16 protein-coding genes and 1 tRNA gene are annotated in these 17,194 nt (G+C 69.3%); 5 read left to right on the forward strand and 12 right to left on the reverse strand.

Annotated features, from left to right (window positions below):
- Positions 1-81: 81 nt before the first annotated feature.
- Positions 82-155, reverse strand: a tRNA-Met gene (locus tag ACFVJX_RS24710).
- Positions 156-222: 67 nt separating this feature from the next.
- Positions 223-3,189, reverse strand: a complete 2,967-nt coding sequence (locus ACFVJX_RS24715) for a UPF0182 family protein (protein ID WP_384130676.1) — start codon at positions 3,187-3,189, stop codon at positions 223-225.
- Between the two features lie 128 nt (positions 3,190-3,317).
- On the opposite strand from ACFVJX_RS24715, the gene ACFVJX_RS24720 reads away from it, so the two are divergent.
- Positions 3,318-3,887, forward strand: coding sequence for a PPA1309 family protein (locus tag ACFVJX_RS24720; protein WP_384130587.1), 570 nt, complete (start codon positions 3,318-3,320; stop codon positions 3,885-3,887).
- Between the two features lie 30 nt (positions 3,888-3,917).
- On the opposite strand, the gene ACFVJX_RS24725 is transcribed toward ACFVJX_RS24720, so the two are convergent.
- From ACFVJX_RS24725 to ACFVJX_RS24740, 4 genes are all read right to left on the reverse strand, one after another.
- Entirely contained in the window at positions 3,918-5,006 is a 1,089-nt protein-coding gene (locus tag ACFVJX_RS24725; protein WP_384130590.1) for a PDZ domain-containing protein, read from the reverse strand.
- A 144-nt stretch (positions 5,007-5,150) separates the two neighbouring features.
- A complete protein-coding gene (locus ACFVJX_RS24730; protein WP_384130592.1) occupies positions 5,151-5,339 on the reverse strand; it encodes a hypothetical protein in 189 nt (62 codons plus the stop codon).
- 128 nt (positions 5,340-5,467) lie between these two features.
- Positions 5,468-5,929, reverse strand: coding sequence for a molybdenum cofactor biosynthesis protein MoaE (locus ACFVJX_RS24735; protein ID WP_384130595.1), 462 nt, complete (start codon positions 5,927-5,929; stop codon positions 5,468-5,470).
- Positions 5,930-6,066: 137 nt separating this feature from the next.
- Positions 6,067-7,257, reverse strand: coding sequence for an SDR family oxidoreductase (locus ACFVJX_RS24740; protein ID WP_384130598.1), 1,191 nt, complete (start codon positions 7,255-7,257; stop codon positions 6,067-6,069).
- A gap of 190 nt (positions 7,258-7,447) precedes the next feature.
- Between ACFVJX_RS24740 and ACFVJX_RS24745 the strand changes: the two genes are divergently transcribed.
- Together ACFVJX_RS24745 and ACFVJX_RS24750 are read left to right on the forward strand one after the other, a co-directional pair.
- Positions 7,448-8,944, forward strand: a complete 1,497-nt coding sequence (locus tag ACFVJX_RS24745; RefSeq protein WP_384130601.1) for a zinc-dependent metalloprotease — start codon at positions 7,448-7,450, stop codon at positions 8,942-8,944.
- Complete coding sequence (locus ACFVJX_RS24750) at positions 8,941-9,516, forward strand: NUDIX hydrolase (protein ID WP_384130603.1); 576 nt, start codon at positions 8,941-8,943, stop codon at positions 9,514-9,516. Before ACFVJX_RS24745 ends, ACFVJX_RS24750 begins: the two co-directional genes overlap by 4 nt.
- A 79-nt stretch (positions 9,517-9,595) precedes the next feature.
- Here ACFVJX_RS24750 and ACFVJX_RS24755 read toward each other — a convergent pair whose 3' ends face one another.
- The 4 genes from ACFVJX_RS24755 to ACFVJX_RS24770 form a co-directional block, all read right to left on the reverse strand.
- Positions 9,596-10,351, reverse strand: coding sequence for an AIM24 family protein (locus ACFVJX_RS24755; RefSeq protein WP_384130606.1), 756 nt, complete (start codon positions 10,349-10,351; stop codon positions 9,596-9,598).
- Between the two features lie 19 nt (positions 10,352-10,370).
- Positions 10,371-11,051, reverse strand: a complete 681-nt coding sequence (locus tag ACFVJX_RS24760; RefSeq protein WP_384130608.1) for an AIM24 family protein — start codon at positions 11,049-11,051, stop codon at positions 10,371-10,373.
- Positions 11,052-11,062: 11 nt separating this feature from the next.
- Positions 11,063-12,700 (reverse strand): TerD family protein, encoded by a 1,638-nt coding sequence (locus ACFVJX_RS24765; protein ID WP_384130611.1) that lies wholly within the window; start codon positions 12,698-12,700, stop codon positions 11,063-11,065.
- A gap of 106 nt (positions 12,701-12,806) precedes the next feature.
- Positions 12,807-13,430: a M48 family metallopeptidase gene (locus tag ACFVJX_RS24770; protein WP_384130613.1), complete on the reverse strand. Its 624-nt coding sequence runs from the start codon at positions 13,428-13,430 to the stop codon at positions 12,807-12,809.
- A 187-nt stretch (positions 13,431-13,617) separates the two neighbouring features.
- Here ACFVJX_RS24770 and ACFVJX_RS24775 point away from each other — a divergent pair, with 187 nt between their 5' ends.
- Together ACFVJX_RS24775 and ACFVJX_RS24780 are read left to right on the forward strand one after the other, a co-directional pair.
- Entirely contained in the window at positions 13,618-14,763 is a 1,146-nt protein-coding gene (locus tag ACFVJX_RS24775; RefSeq protein WP_384130616.1) for a ThiF family adenylyltransferase, read from the forward strand.
- A 41-nt stretch (positions 14,764-14,804) separates the two neighbouring features.
- Positions 14,805-16,337: an ABC1 kinase family protein gene (locus tag ACFVJX_RS24780; RefSeq protein ID WP_384130618.1), complete on the forward strand. Its 1,533-nt coding sequence runs from the start codon at positions 14,805-14,807 to the stop codon at positions 16,335-16,337.
- A 31-nt stretch (positions 16,338-16,368) separates the two neighbouring features.
- On the opposite strand, the gene ACFVJX_RS24785 is transcribed toward ACFVJX_RS24780, so the two are convergent.
- Both ACFVJX_RS24785 and ACFVJX_RS24790 read right to left on the reverse strand, forming a co-directional pair.
- Positions 16,369-16,572 (reverse strand): hypothetical protein, encoded by a 204-nt coding sequence (locus tag ACFVJX_RS24785; protein ID WP_384130621.1) that lies wholly within the window; start codon positions 16,570-16,572, stop codon positions 16,369-16,371.
- A 284-nt stretch (positions 16,573-16,856) separates the two neighbouring features.
- Positions 16,857-17,180 carry a hypothetical protein gene (locus ACFVJX_RS24790; RefSeq protein WP_384130678.1) on the reverse strand — a complete coding sequence of 108 codons (324 nt, stop codon included), beginning with the start codon at positions 17,178-17,180 and terminating at the stop codon, positions 16,857-16,859.
- Positions 17,181-17,194 lie beyond the last annotated feature (14 nt).

The following is a 17,194-nucleotide window of genomic DNA, read 5'->3' on the forward strand; positions in this document are numbered from 1 at the left end:
TTCACGCTCACTGCACAGAAAAGTCACGAGGACACGGCGAAGGCCCGGATCCTCGAAAGGATCCGGGCCTTCGTCTTTCAGTAGCGGGGACAGGATTTGAACCTGCGACCTCTGGGTTATGAGCCCAGCGAGCTACCGAGCTGCTCCACCCCGCGCCGTTGTGTTCAAACCGTACCACGGCGCAAAGGTGAAGCTTTACCGGGTTACTCGACCGCCACTCACTCAGCCACCGCTGTCGGCGTTCGCCGAACCGTCTGACTTATCGCCCTTATCTTCCTTGTCGCTCTTGTCAGCCTTATCCGTTTTGTCCGTACTGCCTGAACTCCCGGACTTCGGCTGGGCGGCGGCTGCCCGCTGCAAGGCGTCCTGCAGATCCGTCTGGGCCTTGCCGTAGGCGGCCCAGTCCTGCTTCTTCAGGGCTGCCTCGCCCTCCGTGTATGCCTTCTGGGCGTCGGCGATCGCCTTCTTCAACGCGGCGTCGCCAGTGGCCGGCGGCTCCGTGGTGTCGCCCGGTGGTCGCGTCTCGGCCGGCGGCTGGCTCGTATCGGACTCGTCCACCCCGAAGACCGAGTTGAGCGCCTCACCGAGACTGTTCTCGAAGACGATCTTCGACCCGTACGAGGCGGCGACCTTGCGCAGCAGCGGATAGTTCTGCGTGCCACCGCGCGTGTACACCGGCTCGATGTAGAGGAAGCCTCCCTCGAGTGGCACCGTCAGGAGGTTGCCGTACTCGATGTCGGAGTCGGTGCCCTTGAGGTTTCTCACGAACTCGGCGACGTCGTCGTTGCCGTTGAGCTCACTCTGTACCTGGCCGGGGCCCTTCACCGTGGAGGTGACTCTCAGCAGTCTTATCGTGCCGTAGTCCTTGCTGGACGCATCGGCGTCGACCGCCATGAACGCCCCGAGGTCGGGCCGCCCCTTGGGCGTGAACGTCGTCGTCAGCGAGAACTTCTGAGCCGTCTGGTCCGGCATCTTTATGCTCAGGTAGTACGGCGGGACGGAACCCGACTCCTTGTTGGTCGGGTCGTCCGGGACCTGCCACGCGTCACTGCCGCTGTAGAACTGGGCGGGGTTGGTCACGTGGTACCGGGTGAGCAGTTCGCGCTGCACCTTGAACAGGTCCTGCGGGTAACGCAGGTGGTCCATGAGGTCCTGCGGGATGTCCGCCTTGGACTCCACGGTCCCGGGGAACGCCTTGCGCCAGGTCTTGAGGATCGGGTCCTCGGTGTCCCACTCGTACAGCTTGACCTTGCCGTCGTACGCGTCGACGGTGGCCTTCACCGAGTTGCGGATGTAGTTGACCTGGTTCTGCTGGGCGACGACCGCACGCTGGTTGGTGGTCAGCGAGTCGGCCGTGGTGTCACCGAGCGTCGTGCGCGAGGCGTACGGGTAGCCGTTGGTCGTGGTGTACGCGTCGACGACCCACTGGATGCGGCCCTTGACCACGGCCGGGTAGGCGTCGCCGTCGATGGTCAGCCACGGGGCGACCGCCTCGACGCGCTCCTTGGGGGTGCGGTTGTAGAGGATCCGCGAACCGTCGCCGATGGCTCCCGAGTACAGGATCTGCGGTTCGCTGAACGCCACCGCGTAGGCGGCGCGGTTGAACGCGCTGGAGAGACTGACCCCGCTCTTGCCCTTGTAGCTGGTGGTCTTCTCGCCGTCCTCCTCGTAGTCGAGCTCCTTCTGGGGCCCGCCGACGATGGAGTACTGCTCGGTCTTCTCGCCGTAGTAGATCTCCTGCTGGTACGAGCCCAGCTCACCGGTGGTCGGCAGTCCCGACTCGGTGAAGTCCGGAGATCCCTTCGGGTTCTTGCCCGTCGTGGTGCCCTTGGCCGCGATCGCGCCGTAGCCGTGGGTGTAGGTGAAGTGGTCGTTGATCCAGTTGCGCTTGGGGATGCCCTGCAGGTTGAGCTCGCGCAGACCGATGACCGTGTCCTGCTCCTTGCCGGACGTGTCCTTGTAGCGGTCGACATCCAGCGTCTTGGGGAACTGGTAGTAGTTCCTCTTCTGCTGGAGCTGCTGGAAGGCCGGGGAGACGACGTTGGGGTCCATCACCCGGTAGCTGGCCGCCGCGTCCGCTCCGGCGCGGAGCTTCGTCTCGTCGTCCGTGGTGCTCTTGCCCGCGTAGTCGTCGACCTGTGCGTCGTCGATGTCGTAGGCGTCCCGGGTGGCCTTGATGTTCTTCTGGATGAACGGGGCTTCCTTGGCCTGCTCGTTCGGCTGGACCTGGAACTTCTGCACGATCGCCGGGTAGAGCCCGCCGATCAGGATCGCGGAGAGGACCATCAGCCCGAAACCGATCACCGGCAGCTGCCAGGTGCGGCGCCAGAGCGTCGCGAAGAACAGCACGGCGCAGATCGCGGCGATGCAGAACAGGATCGTCTTCGCCGGGAGATAGGCGTTGGCATCGACGTAGCGCAGGCCCGTCCAGTTGTCCGTGGCCTTGAAGTCACTCGACTTCACGGCGAGGCCGTAGCGGTCGAGCCAGTACGCCACGGCCTTCAGCGCGACGAAGATGCCGAGCAGCACCGAGAGATGGCCGGTGGCCGCCCCCGTCGCCCGCGCGCCGGGGCTGGTGATGCGCAGCCCGCCGTACAGGTAGTGGGTCAGGGCGGCGGCGACCAGCGAGAGCACCGTGGCAGCGAAGCCGAAGCCCAGCAGGAAGCGGTACCAGGGCAGGTCGAAGGCGAAGAACGACACGTCCAGATGGAACTGGGGGTCCTTCTGGCCGAACGGCACGCCGTTCACATACATCAGCCAGGTACGCCACTGGCCGGAGGCGGACGCTCCGGCGATCAGGCCGACGAGCGCGGTGATCGCAAGCAGCACCCACTTCTTGTACGGGGCGAGGCTCATCCGGTAGCGGTCCAGGCTCTGCTGTTCCAGCGACATCGCGCTCAGCGGCGGCCGGAGCCGGTGCGCGAGCCAGATGTTCACACCGACGGCGATCGCCATCAGCAGCCCGAAGACGAGGAACAGCCCGATCTTGGTCCACAGAGTGGTGGTGAAGACGGATGAATACGCGACCGACCTGTACCAGAGCCAGTCCGTCCAGAACCCCGCGAACATGACGAACGCCATGGCGAGAATCGCCAGGACGCCCAGTGTCATGAGCAGGGTTCGGGCGCGCCGGGACGGGCGGCCGACTCTGATCCGTGGCCCTGTCGGGCCTCCGCCGCGGTCCGGCATCTGGAAAGCCAACGTGCGCACCTCGAAGTTCGCGGGTCGTGTGAAGCGGGCCCAGCGATCGTAGAGCCCACCTATGCAACTTACTGAGGCTTTACCTAGTTCCCGTTCCCGGGGCGGAAGGAGGCAGGATGTTGTCCATGTCCAATGTTTCCCCCTCAGGTCCTCCGATGGCCGCGAGCCCGCTCACTGTCGCGGTGCTCGAAATCGACGAATACATCTCCGGTCTCGGCTGGGATCAGCCCGCCCGTCTCTTCGCGCTCGTCGACACCGCCCGGCTGCGGGTCCAGGAGCCGGGCCTCGCCGCCCAGCTCGGTCTCGACGGCGACGGCTCGAAGGCCGCCGCACTCACCCCGATCGAGCAGGAGGAGCTCCCCCCGGGTACCGCGCTGGACGAGTTCCTCGCCACGATCGCCTGGCCGGACGCGGTGGTCGGGTGCGCGATGACGGTCGAGCGGCTGATGCTGCCGCCGTCCGCCGAGGCCTCCGTCCCGGAAGGTCTCGACGACGCCCAGCTGACCAAGTGGGTCGCCAAGCACCCGGACCGTCAGGAGGTACGGATGACGGTCGCCGTCCTGCGTGACGGCGCACGGGAGTCGGCGGTGCGTCTGCGGGAGAAGGACTCGCCGAACGACGTGCTGACCGGCGCAGGGCTGGTGCCGGGGCTGGCCGAGGCACTGGCCGCGACCTTCGAGTCCTGACCCCACCGGTCCGCGGTCACGGGGACGCGGTCAGCCTGTCGAGCAGCTCGGCAGCCCGGCCGTGTCCCCCGAGCGGATGCTGTCCAGCGACTTCTTGGCGTCGTCGATGTTCTTGACCCTGACCAGGGTGAGTCCGTCCGGGGTGTCGGAGGCCGCGGCCTTGCAGTTCTCGTCGGGTGTCAGGAAGTAGCGTGCGCCCGCGTTGCGCGCACCGACCAGCTTCATGTTGATCCCGCCGATCGGGCCGACCTTGCCCTTGTCGTCGATCGTGCCGGTGCCCGCGACGAACTTGCCGCCCGTCAGCTGTCCCGGGGTGAGCTTGTCGACGATGCCGAGGGAGAACATCAGACCGGCGCTCGGGCCGCCCACGTCGGCGAGCTTGATGTCGATCTCGAACGGGAAGGTGTGGTCCGTCCCCGCCTGGATGCCGACGATCGCCCGGTTCTCCTTGGGGGCCTTCTGCGTGGTGAGGGTGATCTTCTCGGTGCCCTTGGGCTCCTTGCCGGCCTTCTCGGCCGCCGCCGCGGTCTTGGCCGGGATGACGGTGAACGTGACGTCCTGGCCGGGCTTGTGCCTGGTGACGAGCTTCGCCACGTCCTCGGGCTGCTTGACCGCCGTACCGTCGACGGCCTTGATCACGTCGCCGGCGTGCAGCTTGCCCTGTGAGGGGCTGTCCTTGATGACCGTGGAGACCACGACCCGCGACGAGACCGGGATGCCCAGTTCGGTGAGGGCCGCGACCTTGGCGCTCTCCTGGGACTGGCTGAACTCCTCGGCGTTCTCCTGCGTCGACTCCTGCGCGGTCTTGCCGTCCGGGTAGAGCGTCTCGTGCGGCACGACCAGGCTGTCGTGGCCCAGCCAGCCGTAGACGGCCTCGACGAGGTTCATGTTGTAGTCGGCACCGGTCACCCTGACCGTCGTCATGTTGAGGTTGCCGGACGTCTTGTACGTCTTGTGGCCGGTGATCTGCAGGACGGGCTCGCCGTCGACCTTGCCGAGCGTGTTCACGGTCGGCCCGGGGGACATCTCCGAATACGGCACCTTGATCAGTACGCCGGCGCAGAGCAGCGCGATCAGGACCAGGGTGGAGGCGAGCATCGTCGCGGTGCGGCGTGGCATGGAACGACAGTACGGGAAGGGTCTGTCTGTGCACCGCCGGGGCCGGTCCGTACGAGGACGGGCGCGGGGTGCGAGAAGGGCGCCGGTGGGCCTCGGCGGCGAGGCCGAGGTGCCGATTGGCGACTGCGTACGTTCGGTGTGGCGTCAGACGTTCGATATCTGCTCGACCGGTTCCGAACCGGAGTGCGACTTCTCCATCGCTTCGCGGAACCGGGCGTAGTCGGCGAGCTCGGTGACATCGCCGGTAGTGCGATTACGGGCGGCCCAGCTTCCCCATATCGCAGCACCGAACGCAGCGAAAAGCGGAATCAACAACCAGGCGAGTGCTGCCATTACGACCTCCCTACCCCATGAGCAACCGCAACTGACCGATCAGCAGATTAACCATCTGCAGAGCCAACGCTCACCGCAGGGGTGGGGTTACGCAAATCGGGGCGGATGCCCGGACGCGGGGTTTGCGCTCAGCAGGCGCCGACCCACTCCTCCGTTCCGTCCGAGAAGCTCTGGTGCTTCCAGATCGGAACCTCGTGCTTCAGGTCGTCGATGAGCTTGCGGCAGGCATCGAAGGCCTCTGCACGGTGCGGGCAGGAGACCGCGACGACCACGGCGAGATCGCCGACCTCCAGTTCACCCACTCGGTGGACCGCGGCCAGCGCCCGGACCGGGAAGGTGGCAGCCACCTTCTCCGCCACCCGGCGCATCTCGTCCTGGGCCGAGGGGTGGCACGAGTAGCCGAGGGCCCCGACCTCCTGGCCGCCGTCGTGGTTGCGCACGGTGCCGACGAAGAGCGCGATGCCGCCGGCCGCGTCGTCGCCGACGGCACGGAAGATCTCGTCGACCGACAACGGCGTGTCGCGGATCTCCAGGAGCCGGATGGGGTCCTGTGCCGCCTGCTCGCCGGGGTGGTCATGCGTGGGTGCCATGTCGGCCATCGTGCCGCACCGCGCGGGATTCACGGAATAGCGCTTTCCGCTGGTGGGCCGCCCCCGGCCTTGGAGCCTCCTACAGAAGCCGCGGGCAGGGACCTGGCCCGCCCCGGCCGTGATCCGGACCGGAGGCCCTAGATACGCCGGCGCGCCTTGCGGGCGCGGCGTACCAGGGCAGCGGTACCGAGCAGGGCCACGGTCGCACCGGCGGCACCGGCCGCCGTGGCGTCCTTGCGGCCGAGCCGGCGGCCGGCGAGCGTGTGCCGGCCCTCGACCTCTTCGAGGAGCGCGGCGAGCACCTCCTCGTTGGTCCAGCCGGGGCGCCAGCCCGCGTCGTGCAGCCGGCTCACGCTGACCACCCAGGGATGCATGGTGTACGCCAGATCGCCCGCCGGGGACGGTGTGAGACCGATCCGGTGCAGCCGGGCCGCGGCGCCGAGCGCGACGGCGGACGGCAGCTCCATCCGGCGCACGCCGCTGATCTCCTCGACCTCCTCCTGTTCGAGCCAGCCGTCGCAGCCGACCGCGAACTCTCCGTCGATCTTCTCCAGAGCGGCGTACTCCAGCGCTGTGACCAGGTCGTCGACGTGGCAGAACTGCCAGGCCGGGCGCGATCCGGCGACGACGAGGAGGCGTGGTGACTCGAAGTAACGGGTCAGTGCCGTGTCGGTACCGCCGACGAGCACCGTGGGACGGACCACCGTGACGTGCAGCCCGGGGTGGGCGCGCGGCGCGCGGCGGCCGAGCCGTTCGATCTCCAGGAGGTCGCCGACGCCCGTAGCCTCCGCGGTGGCCCGCAGCTCGGCGTCCTCGGCCAACGGGATGTCGTTGTCCGGGAGCGCTCCGTAGACCATCGCGGAGGTGCACAGCACGACCCGGTGGACTCCGACGGCCGCGGCGGCGGTCAGCACGGTCTGGGTGCCGCGCACGTTGTAGGCGGTGCGGGCGGCGGGATCGGTCTCCAGGTCGAGATCGAGCGCCAGGTGCACCACGACGTCGGCCCCCCGGAGCTTCTCCGCGATGGCCGGGTCACGGACGTCGAGGATGTGCCAGGTCGCCTCGGAGACCTCCCCGCGGCGCTCGTCGATGGCGATGACCTGCTTGATCTCCTCGGAGGCCGCGAGACGGGCCGCGAGCAGCTCGCCGACACCCGTCGCGGCTCCGGTGATGGCCACGACGGGGCCGCGGCTCCTGGAGCGGCTCCGGACGGTCTTGTTCTCGGGCTCGTTCTCGGCCTTGTTCGCGGCCTCGGTTTCGGACTTGTTCTCGGACAGCGGGTCGGCCAGGTTTCGCGCTGCGCGAACCTGCGGATCTGGGGAACTCACCGGGCGTCTCCAGCGGTTGTCTTCAGTACGTACCCGAATGACGCGTACGTACCAGGTGGCGTCCATCCTGCCGCAGGCCGGGAGCCGGCGGAGCACTGAGGCCCCGAGCGGACTTGGTGTCTACGCTGGATGGTGATGTCGGGCAGTCGCCGTCGGTTCGAGCCGGCGGCCCTACGAGCCGAGGAAACCCGTGAGTGACACCCCATTCGGATTCGGCCTTCCGCCGGAGGAGCCGGACGACGGCGACGAAGGCAAGCAGAAGGACCCCACCGGAGGTGGGCAGGGTTCGGGCGGTCCGGCGAACCCGTTCGGCTTCGGCCCCGGCGCGGGCGGTGACAACCCCTTCGCCGCGATGTTCGGTTCGATGAACCCGAACGACCTGGGCGCCGCCTTCCAGCAGCTCGGCCAGATGCTGAGCTACGAGGGCGGTCCCGTGAACTGGGACATGGCCAAGCAGATCGCCCGCCAGGCCGTCTCGCAGGGCACCCCGGACGGCACCAAGGACGCGAGCGTCGGCCCGTCCGAGCGCGCCTCGGTCGACGAGGCGCTGCGGCTGGCCGACCTCTGGCTGGACGGCGTGACGTCGCTGCCCTCCGGATCGGTCTCCACCGTGGCGTGGAGCCGTGCGGAGTGGGTCGAGGCGTCCCTGCCCGCCTGGCAGAAGCTGGTCGACCCGGTGGCCGAGCGTGTCGGCCTCGCCATGGGCGATGTGCTGCCCGAGGAGATGCAGGCGATGGCGGGCCCGCTGATCGGCATGATGCGGTCGATGGGCGGTGCGATGTTCGGGCAGCAGATCGGACAGGCCGTCGGTGTGCTGGCGGGCGAGGTGGTCGGTTCCACCGACATCGGGCTGCCGCTGGGCCCGGCCGGCAAGGCCGCGCTGCTTCCGCTGAACGTCGAGCGGTTCGGCAAGGACCTGAGCGTGCCGCAGGACGAGGTGCGGCTCTACCTGGCGCTGCGCGAGGCCGCTCACCAGCGGCTCTTCGCCCACGTGCCGTGGCTGCGCTCGCATCTGTTCGGCGCCGTGGAGGGCTACGCCCGCGGCATCAAGGTCGACACCAGCAAGCTGGAGGATGTGGTCGGCCAGTTCGACCCCTCGCAGCCCGAGCAGATGCAGGAAGCACTTCAGCAGGGCATGTTCCAGCCGGAGGACACCCCGGAGCAGAAGGCCGCCCTGGCCCGTCTGGAGACGGCGCTCGCGCTGGTCGAGGGCTGGGTGGACGCCGTGGTCCACGAGGCCGCGAAGACCAGGCTGACCTCGGCGGACGCGCTGCGCGAGACGATGCGCAGGCGGCGCGCCTCCGGCGGCCCCGCCGAGCAGACGTTCGCCACGCTCATCGGTCTCCAGCTGCGCCCCAGGCGGCTGCGTGACGCCTCGCGGCTGTGGGCCTCGCTCACGGACGCGCGGGGTCTGGACGGACGCGACGCTCTGTGGGAGCACCCCGACATGCTGCCGACCGCGCACGACCTGGACGATCCGGACGGGTTCGTGCACCACGAGCAGCTGGACTTCTCCGAGCTGGACAAGATGCTCGGCGAGGCAGCGAACGGACCGCGGAAGCCCACGGCGGAGCCCGGAGGAAAGGCCGCACCGGCCACGGACGACACCGACACGGACGGCACGAACGGCACCGACGGCACCGACAGCGACAGCGACAGCGACAGCAAGGGCGACACCGACAAGTGAGCCTGCACGACGACGCCGTTCTCGTACTGAAGAGCTACGGGGACGGCGCGGACGCCGTGTCCACCTCGGCCACCGTGGACACCGCCCAGGAGGAGCTGCGCCGGGCCTATCTGGACCATCTGGCACAGCATCCCGACGGCATGTGGAAGGCCTGCGGAGCGGGGCACCTGACGGCCAGCGCGCTGGTCGTCGACCCGGAGCGCGGCCGGGTGCTGCTCACGCTGCACCGGAAGCTGCGGATGTGGCTGCAGATGGGCGGTCACTGCGAGCCCGGAGACACCACGCTGGCGGGCGCCGCACTGCGTGAGGCCACGGAGGAGTCCGGCATCGACGGACTGACGCTGCTGGCGGGCGGCCCGGTCACCCTGGACCGCCACCCGATTCCGGCGCCCTGCAACTGGCACCTGGACGTCCAGTACGCGGCGCTGGCTCCGTCGGGCTCGACGGAGCGGATCAGTGACGAATCGCTGGACCTCCGCTGGTTCACCTACGACGAGGTCGCCGGGGTCGCCGACTCCTCGGTGGTGCGTCTGGTGGAACGTACGCGGGCAGCACTGGACGGCGTCCGGTAACGGAACGCGACAGCACGGGGCGCGACAGCACAGGTAAGGGGCGGTCTCCTGAGAGGCCGCCCCTTACCGATCGTGTGGCTCAGTTCCAGGCGTTGTTCTGGTTCTGGGCGTGGACGCCCTGCTGACCCATGCCGTACTGGGCGGCCAGCCCCTGGCCGATCTGGGCGCCCTGGGGCGGCAGCACCTCGCTCGGCTGGACCAGGGCGAAGCCCTGCCCGAGGAAGCTGAGCTCCCAGCCCTCGCCGGTGTTGCCACGCCGGCGGAAGACGCCCGAGGAGTGCGTCTGGGCCTGCATCTGCACGCGCAGGGAGCTGGACCAGGCGACGATGGCGTCCGCGTCGGCACTGACGTACTTGTCGGGCGTGACCTGCATCATCAGTGGCTGGCCGGAGGTCATCAGCGCGACCTTGCCGGTGCCGGAGATGTTGAGCTGGTACTTCCCGGTGCCCGAGATGCCGTACTGGCTGTCCACCGCGATGACCTCGGTGTGCAGTGACGAGTCGAGGGCCAGGACGTAGGCGCTGTCCACCGTCAGGCCGTCCCGGTCGACGTCCACCACATGGACGTACTGCGCCAGATTGGCGAAGTAGACGGTGCCCTGCCCGGAGCAGCGCATCAGGTCGAGGCCCTCACCGGTGCTCGCGCGGGCCCGGCGCTGTCCGTGCGACTGGTACTCGCCGTCGAACTCCATCAGCCCCTGGTACGCGACCATGGCTCCCTTGCGGGCGAGGATGTCGTCCTGTCCGGTCAGCGAGACCCGCAGGAGCTGCGGGTTCTGAACCGTGTACCGGTCCTGGGACTGCTGTTCCGTGTAGCCGAAAAGCGAACTCTGCATGGTGTGCTCTCCCTCCCCGTCAGTTCCGGACCCGCAGGCGGTCGGTACTGTCCTCGCTCGGCTGGACGACGACGATCCCCTGGCCGGAGAACGCCATCTGGAACGCCTCGCCGCTGCCCCGCCCGATGAGCGAACCGGCCTTGAAGCTGCGCTTCCCCTTCACCTTGAGGTTCGGGGACCACGCCACCAGGGCGTCCGGGTCGACGTAGGTCTCGTCCTCGCCGCTCCCGCAGTCGACGACGATGGGCGTGCCGCGTGAGGTGATGGCGACCCAGCCGGTACCGGAGATGCAGACGTTCCACAGGCCCTGGCCGGCGAACTTGGCCAGTCCCTTGACCCGTTCGACGCCCCAGTTGAGGTGCCCGTCGAAGGCGAGCACGTTGGTTCCGTTGACCGAGAGGGAGTCGTTGTTGAGGTTGATGACGACCACGTCCGCGCCGTAGTCGGCGAGGTAGAGCAGTCCGTCACCGGTGCACTTCATCAGGGGCGTGCCCTCGCCGGTGATCCACTGCGAGGCGATCTGCCGGACGGCGGGCGGATTGGGTTCGTACTGGATGAAGCCCTCGTACGCCACCATCGAGCCGGTGCGCGCGTAAAGGTCCTGGCCGGTGGCCATGGCGACCTTCAGCATCGAATGCCCGTGGTTCTCCATCCGGGCCGTGACGGGGGTCGGGGCGTAGCCCGCGAGTTGCTGATTCATGACGGGCTCCCTCAGACCTCGTAGGGCTGGACGACGATGAAGTTGCCGGGCGCGCCCCGGAACTGGAGGTTCACGGTCTCCCCGCTGTGTCCGGGATAGGCGTTGCGGCGCAGCCGGACCTGGCTGGAGACGATCACCTGGGACGCGGACGACCACGCCACGACGGCGTTGCAGTCGGCGAAGGTGGTCGGGGTGACCGGGAGGACGACCGGTCCGCCGTGGGTCTTGACGACGACGGTGCCGGTGCCCTGGAACTGCATCGTGAACAGGGCGCCGCCGGGGATGCCGTGGCCCTCGATCCGGCGGACCTCGTGCTGGAGCGACTCGTCGAAGGCGAGGACGTTCTCCGCGGAGACACAGATGCCGTCGCCCTGGAGCTCGACGGCGTGCAGATGGGAGCCTTCCTCGGCGAGGAAGACCTGTCCCCGGCCGGTGCAGCGCATGAGCTGCATCTCCTGACCGGTGGCGTTACCGACGATCCGACCCGCGAATCCGGCGCCCTTGTAGCCGAAGTCGACCTTGCCCTGGTACATCACCATGCTGCCCTGCCTGGCCAGCACTCCCCCACCGCCGTTGGTGAGGTCGACGCGCATGAGCTGGTGGTTCTGCGGGGTCCAGCGCTGGCCGGTGGGCGTCTCCTTGTATTTCTGGAGCGCGGCGACGAGACCCGCCCCGGCCTGCGGCACGCCTTGCGGAACGCCCTGGGGCGCACCCGGCGGCATGCCGGGAGGGCCGGGAGGCTGCTGACCGTACGGGGCAGGAGGCTGCTGGCCGTACGGCGCGGGTGCCTGCTGACCGTAAGGGGCGGGTGCCTGTCCGGGGACCTGCCCGAACTGCGGCTGCTGGGGCGGCTGTCCGTACGGAGCGGGTACCGGACCGGGCGGCGGCGGTACGGCGCCACCCGGCGGGGCCAACGGCGCCACGATGGTGGGCGCGGCGTGCATCTGCTGCTGCGGGGTGGGAGCCGGGGCCGGTGCGGGCGGTCCGCCGAAGGAGGGGGCGGGCTGCGGTGCCTGCGGTGCGGCCGGTGCGCCGAACGACGGGGCGGGCGCAGCCGCCTGGGCGGGCGGGGCGAACGACGGCGCCGCGGACTGCGGTTGCGGAGCGACGGGGGCCTCCTCCTCGGCGACCTCGCCACCGAAGTTCTTCAGCAGCGCTTCGAGACCGCCGTCGAAGCCCTGGCCGACGGCGGCGAACCGCCAGACGTCCTTCAGGTAGAAGTCACCGAGCATCACCGCACGTTCGGTGGTGAACTCCGAGCCGGTGAAGGCGTACCTGACGACTTCCTCGCCGCCGGCGACGATCCGGATGTACCCGGGACCGACCTGCGACATCTGCCCGGCGCCGTCCAGCGTTGCGGTGAACGACAGTTTGTGGATGTTCGCCGGAACGCGGTCCAGAGTCACGCGGAACGACTCGGTGTCACCGGCCTGGGGACCGAGGAGCTGAATGGACTCCTCGGGCGATTTCGGCTGATTGAAGAAGATGAAATACCGGTCGTCGGAGAGCTGTTCGTTGGCATCGAGGCCGAAGCAACTGATGTCAAAGGTCAGCCCCGGGCCGGCGATCTGCACACCTACGTACAGGTCCGTCCCCGGTGTGAGATCGCTGATCTTGGCCTTGTGGCCGCGTTGGAATTCCCTGGCCATGCGTAACGACCGTCCCCCATCCGGAAGGTAAATGCGTCGCGCCAGGCTAACCGCTAAATCCGGCCGTGGGCCAAGCCGGTACAGACCCGGTACAGAATCGCCGAAGTCACTCGCCGCGGGCGGCGGGCAGGTGCGGCAGCCGGTCGGCCGCCACCACCCCTTCGAGATAGCCGCGGGCCCGCTCGGTACGGGGGTAGGCGTCGAGGAGCCGCCAGAACCGCGGACCGTGGCCGGGCACCAGGAGATGGGCCAGCTCGTGCACGAGCACGTAGTCGACGACGTACTCCGGCATGCCCTGCAACCGGTGCGACAGGCGGATGCTGCCCTCTGCCGGGGTGCAGGAGCCCCAACGGGTGTTCTGGTTGGTGACCCAGCGAACCGAGACCGGTCTGGCCCGGCCATCGAAATACTGGGCGGACAGGCGCTCCGCCCGCTCGGCGAGCTCACTGTCGCCGAAGACGCGTCTGCTCTCCTGGGCGGCCAGCTTGTCGAGCATCACGTTCACCCAGCGCTGCTCCTCGGCCTCCGACATCCGGGCGGGGATCAGCACGATCGTGCGGTCGCCCTCCCGGTACGCGGAGACCGTTCTGCGGCGGCGGGTGCTCCTGCGGACCTCGACCGCGCTCGTCGCCGAGCCGCGGGGCGGTTGGTCTGCCGCGGCGCGCTGGTGGATTCCGGCGCTGCGCGCGGGGGTCTCCCCGGCGAGGCCGGGGGACGGGTCGGCGGGCACGGCTCGACGTTACCCGCTGCCAGTGGGGGAAGTCCCGTCTCCCGGACGGTTCACACATGATCCGCCCCACGGCTTGCACCATTTGAACGACTAATACCCCCCGCCTGTGGATAACTTTTCACACGCTTCAGCGGCCCGTCGCATTCTGGCAATGGATCTCACGCAGCCACACAGACCGGGGGAAGCCGTGCATCCGATGTTGAAGCCCGCACTGCGCCGCGCATGGCGCGGCCGGGGCACCGTCCAATTCGGTGTGACGCCCGCGCATGCGGTGAAGGTCGGCCCGATGGATATCGCGACAGGCTGCTTCCTGGAGCTGCTCGACGGAACACGCGGGATGCCGCTGTTGCGCGAGGAGGCCAGGGCGCTGGACCTCACCGAACACCAAGTGGACACACTCGTCGTGCGGTTGCTGGACGCGGGCCTCATCGACGACGTAAGGGCCGGTGGGCCGGAGGCCGACGCGTTGCGCAGCCGGACGGATGTCCTGGAGCGTCACCGGCCGGACCTGGCGTCACTCTCCGTCGTGCATCCGGAGCCGGGCGGAGCGCTGCGCCGGCTGGCAGCCCGTCGCGCGATGCGCGTCCAGGTGCGGGGAGCCGGCCGGGTCGGGGCGGCCGTCGCCGCGGTGCTCTCCGGTTCCGGGGTGGGCCGGGTCGAAGTCCTGGACGGGGGATGCGCCGAGCCGTGCGATGTCTCGCCCGGAGGTCTGCCGCCATCGGCCACCGGCGAGCGCAGGGACAGCGCGGCCCGCCAGCTGGTACGTCGCTCGGCCCCCGGGCCGGCGCCGCGGGCGGCAGAGTCGTCGGGCGGTCCCGCGCGCGGCGAGCCCGGGCTGTCCCTGATCGTGGTCGCCCCTCGCGACAGCCTCACCGCCTACCTCCCCGATCCGCGCACCGCCCAGCCGTGGATCGCCTCCGGCACACCCCACCTCTACGCCGGGGTGATCGAGGCCACAGGCTTCGTCGGTCCCCTGGTACTGCCCGGAGGTACGGCCTGCGCGGGCTGCCTGGATCTGGACCGGCGGGACCGGGATTCTCAGTGGCCGCGGATGCTGGCACAGTGGCAGTCCGGGCGGCGCACCGCCGTGCAGGCCTGCGATCTGGGGCTGGCGACCGCGGTGGCGGGCCTGACAGCGGCCCACGCACTGGCCTTCCTCGACGGGGAGCTGCCCGCCTGTACCGGGGCCCGGTGGGAAGCCGCACTGCCGCTGTTGGACTGGCGGTCGGAGCAGATCAGGGCACACTTCGACTGTTCCTGCGGAGCGGGTGGGCACACTGAAGGGGTGCGCACCTCCGGGGCCGGCACGGCGCACGACACAATGGCCGGGTAACCGCCGCACGCAGCGCGGCAGTCTGGGAATTGGAGGGGCATATGTCTGATCTTCCCCGGAAGGCGGTCACCCGAACCGCCAAGCTGGCCGCGCTGCCGTTGGGGTTCGCCGGCCGCGCCACATGGGGGCTGGGCAAGCGCATCGGCGGCAAGTCCGCCGAGCTGGTCGCCCGCGAGGTGCAGCAGCGCACGGCCGACCAGCTCTTCAAGGTCCTGGGCGAGCTGAAGGGCGGCGCGATGAAGCTCGGACAGGCCCTGTCCGTCTTCGAGTCCGCGCTGCCCGAAGAAGTCGCCGGCCCCTACCGCGCGGCCCTCACCAAACTCCAGGAGGCCGCGCCTCCGATGCCGGCGGGCACGGTCCACGCGGTGCTGGCCGAGCGGCTCGGCGAGGACTGGCGGGAGCTGTTCCTGACGTTCGAGGACAAGCCGTCGGCCGCGGCCTCGATCGGACAGGTGCACCGCGCGGTGTGGCACGACGGCCGGGATGTCGCGGTGAAGGTGCAGTACCCGGGCGCCGGGGAGGCGCTGCTCTCGGACCTGACCCAGCTCAGCCGGTTCGCCCGGCTGCTCGGCCCACTGGTTCCCGGCATGGACATCAAGCCGCTCATCACGGAGCTGCGCGACCGGGTCTCGGAGGAGCTGGACTACGAGCAGGAGGCGCTGTCGCAGCGGGAGCACGCCGAGGAGTTCGCGGACGATCCCGATGTCGTGGTCCCAGGCGTGGTCCACCAGTCCGACCAGGTACTGGTCACGGAGTGGATCGACGGGGTGCCACTGGCCGATGTGATCGCCGGCGGAACCGCGGAGCAGCGCGACCGGGCCGGACAGCTGCTGGCCCGGTTCCTCTTCTCCGGCCCCGCGCGCACCGGTCTGCTGCACGCCGACCCGCACCCGGGCAACTTCCGGCTGCTGCCCCCGGACCCGGCCGCCTCGGCGGGGCCGGACGAAGACGGCGTCGCTGAGGCCGACGACGCCGGGGATACCGAGGCGGCTCAATGGCGGCTCGGCGTACTCGACTTCGGGACGGTGGACCGGCTGCCCGGCGGGCTGCCACAGACCATCGGGGACTCGTTGCGGCTGACGCTCCAGGGCGACGCGGACGGGGTGTACGAGCTGCTGCGCGAGGAGGGGTTCGTCAAGGAGTCGATCGACCTCGCTCCCGACGCGGTGCTCGACTACCTCCTGCCGATCATCGAACCGGCCCAGGTGGAGGAGTTCGCCTTCAGCCGGAGCTGGATGCGCACTCAGGCCGCCCGGATAGCGGATCCGCGCTCCCCCGCCCATCAGCTGGGCAAGCAGCTGAATCTGCCGCCGTCCTATCTGCTGATACACCGGGTGACTCTGAGCACCATAGGGGTGCTGTGCCAGCTCGGCGCGACGGTCCGGCTGCGCGAGGAACTCGAGTCCTGGCTGCCGGGGTTCCTGCCTCAGGACGAGGAGGAGTGGGCCGAGGAGGAGTGGGCCGAGGGGAGTACGGAGGAGGAGGCTGCGGTGGCGGAGAGCCCGGTCGAGGAGAACCCGGTCGAGAAGAGCGCGGCCGAGAAGAGCGCGGCGGCCGGAGCCGACGTCATATAGCGCTCCCCGGGCGGGGACGCGGCCCGCGTCCTCACCACCAGGCGGAGTCGAGGCGGCTCTCGATGGCCCTGATGTGGACGCGGGCGCAGTTGTCGCAGAAGTAGCGTCGGCTGCCGTTCTCCACGGAACAGATCCAGGTCGGCGGTGCGCTGTCGCTCCCGGCGCCGGTGCCGCACAGGGCACATACGACGCCCTCCGTGCCCGCTGTTCCGGGGCGTTGGGTCTCCTCGTCCACACCGTGACGATAACTCCACACCCGCGGTCCGGCACGCCAGCACACAGAACGGCCTCGGGGCCGGTCCGGTGGACCGGCCCCGAGGCGGGGTCGTGATGTGGGTGGGTACTGATGGCTGCGGGTCAGAGAGCGGCTGACCCGCAGCGGTCCAGCGTGCGTTCGGTACCGCGTTGTCCGGTACTGCTTGCCCGGTACTGCATTGCGGTGCCCGGTACTGCGGTGTTCGGTACTGCGGTGTTCGGTACTGCGGTGTTCGGTACCGCTTGTGCTGAGTCCTGCTCGGCTCAGTGCATGACCGCCATGGCCAGCGCACGCCGGGCACGCATCGAGGCGCGCTCCGCCCGGCGCTGCATCCGCCGCGCGGTGATCAGGCGCACGGCCTGACGTTCCGCGTCGGCTTCCCGCAGGCGGTCGTGCATATGAGCACGAGCCAGGGCTTCTGGGATGAGTTGCATCTCACGGGTCCTGTTCTGACGCGAGTCGTTCGCGCCGATGATGGTGACGTCCGGTGTCGCGGAGCCGACGGGCTCCCTCGTGGGGATGGTCATTGGTTCCTGGTTTCGCGGGTCGTGGGTCTGGGGACGGTCGATGGTTCCGATGCGCTTCATGTGCTTGGGGGCCG

Source organism: Streptomyces sp. NPDC127177, assembly GCF_042672475.1.
Lineage (GTDB): Bacteria > Actinomycetota > Actinomycetes > Streptomycetales > Streptomycetaceae > Streptomyces.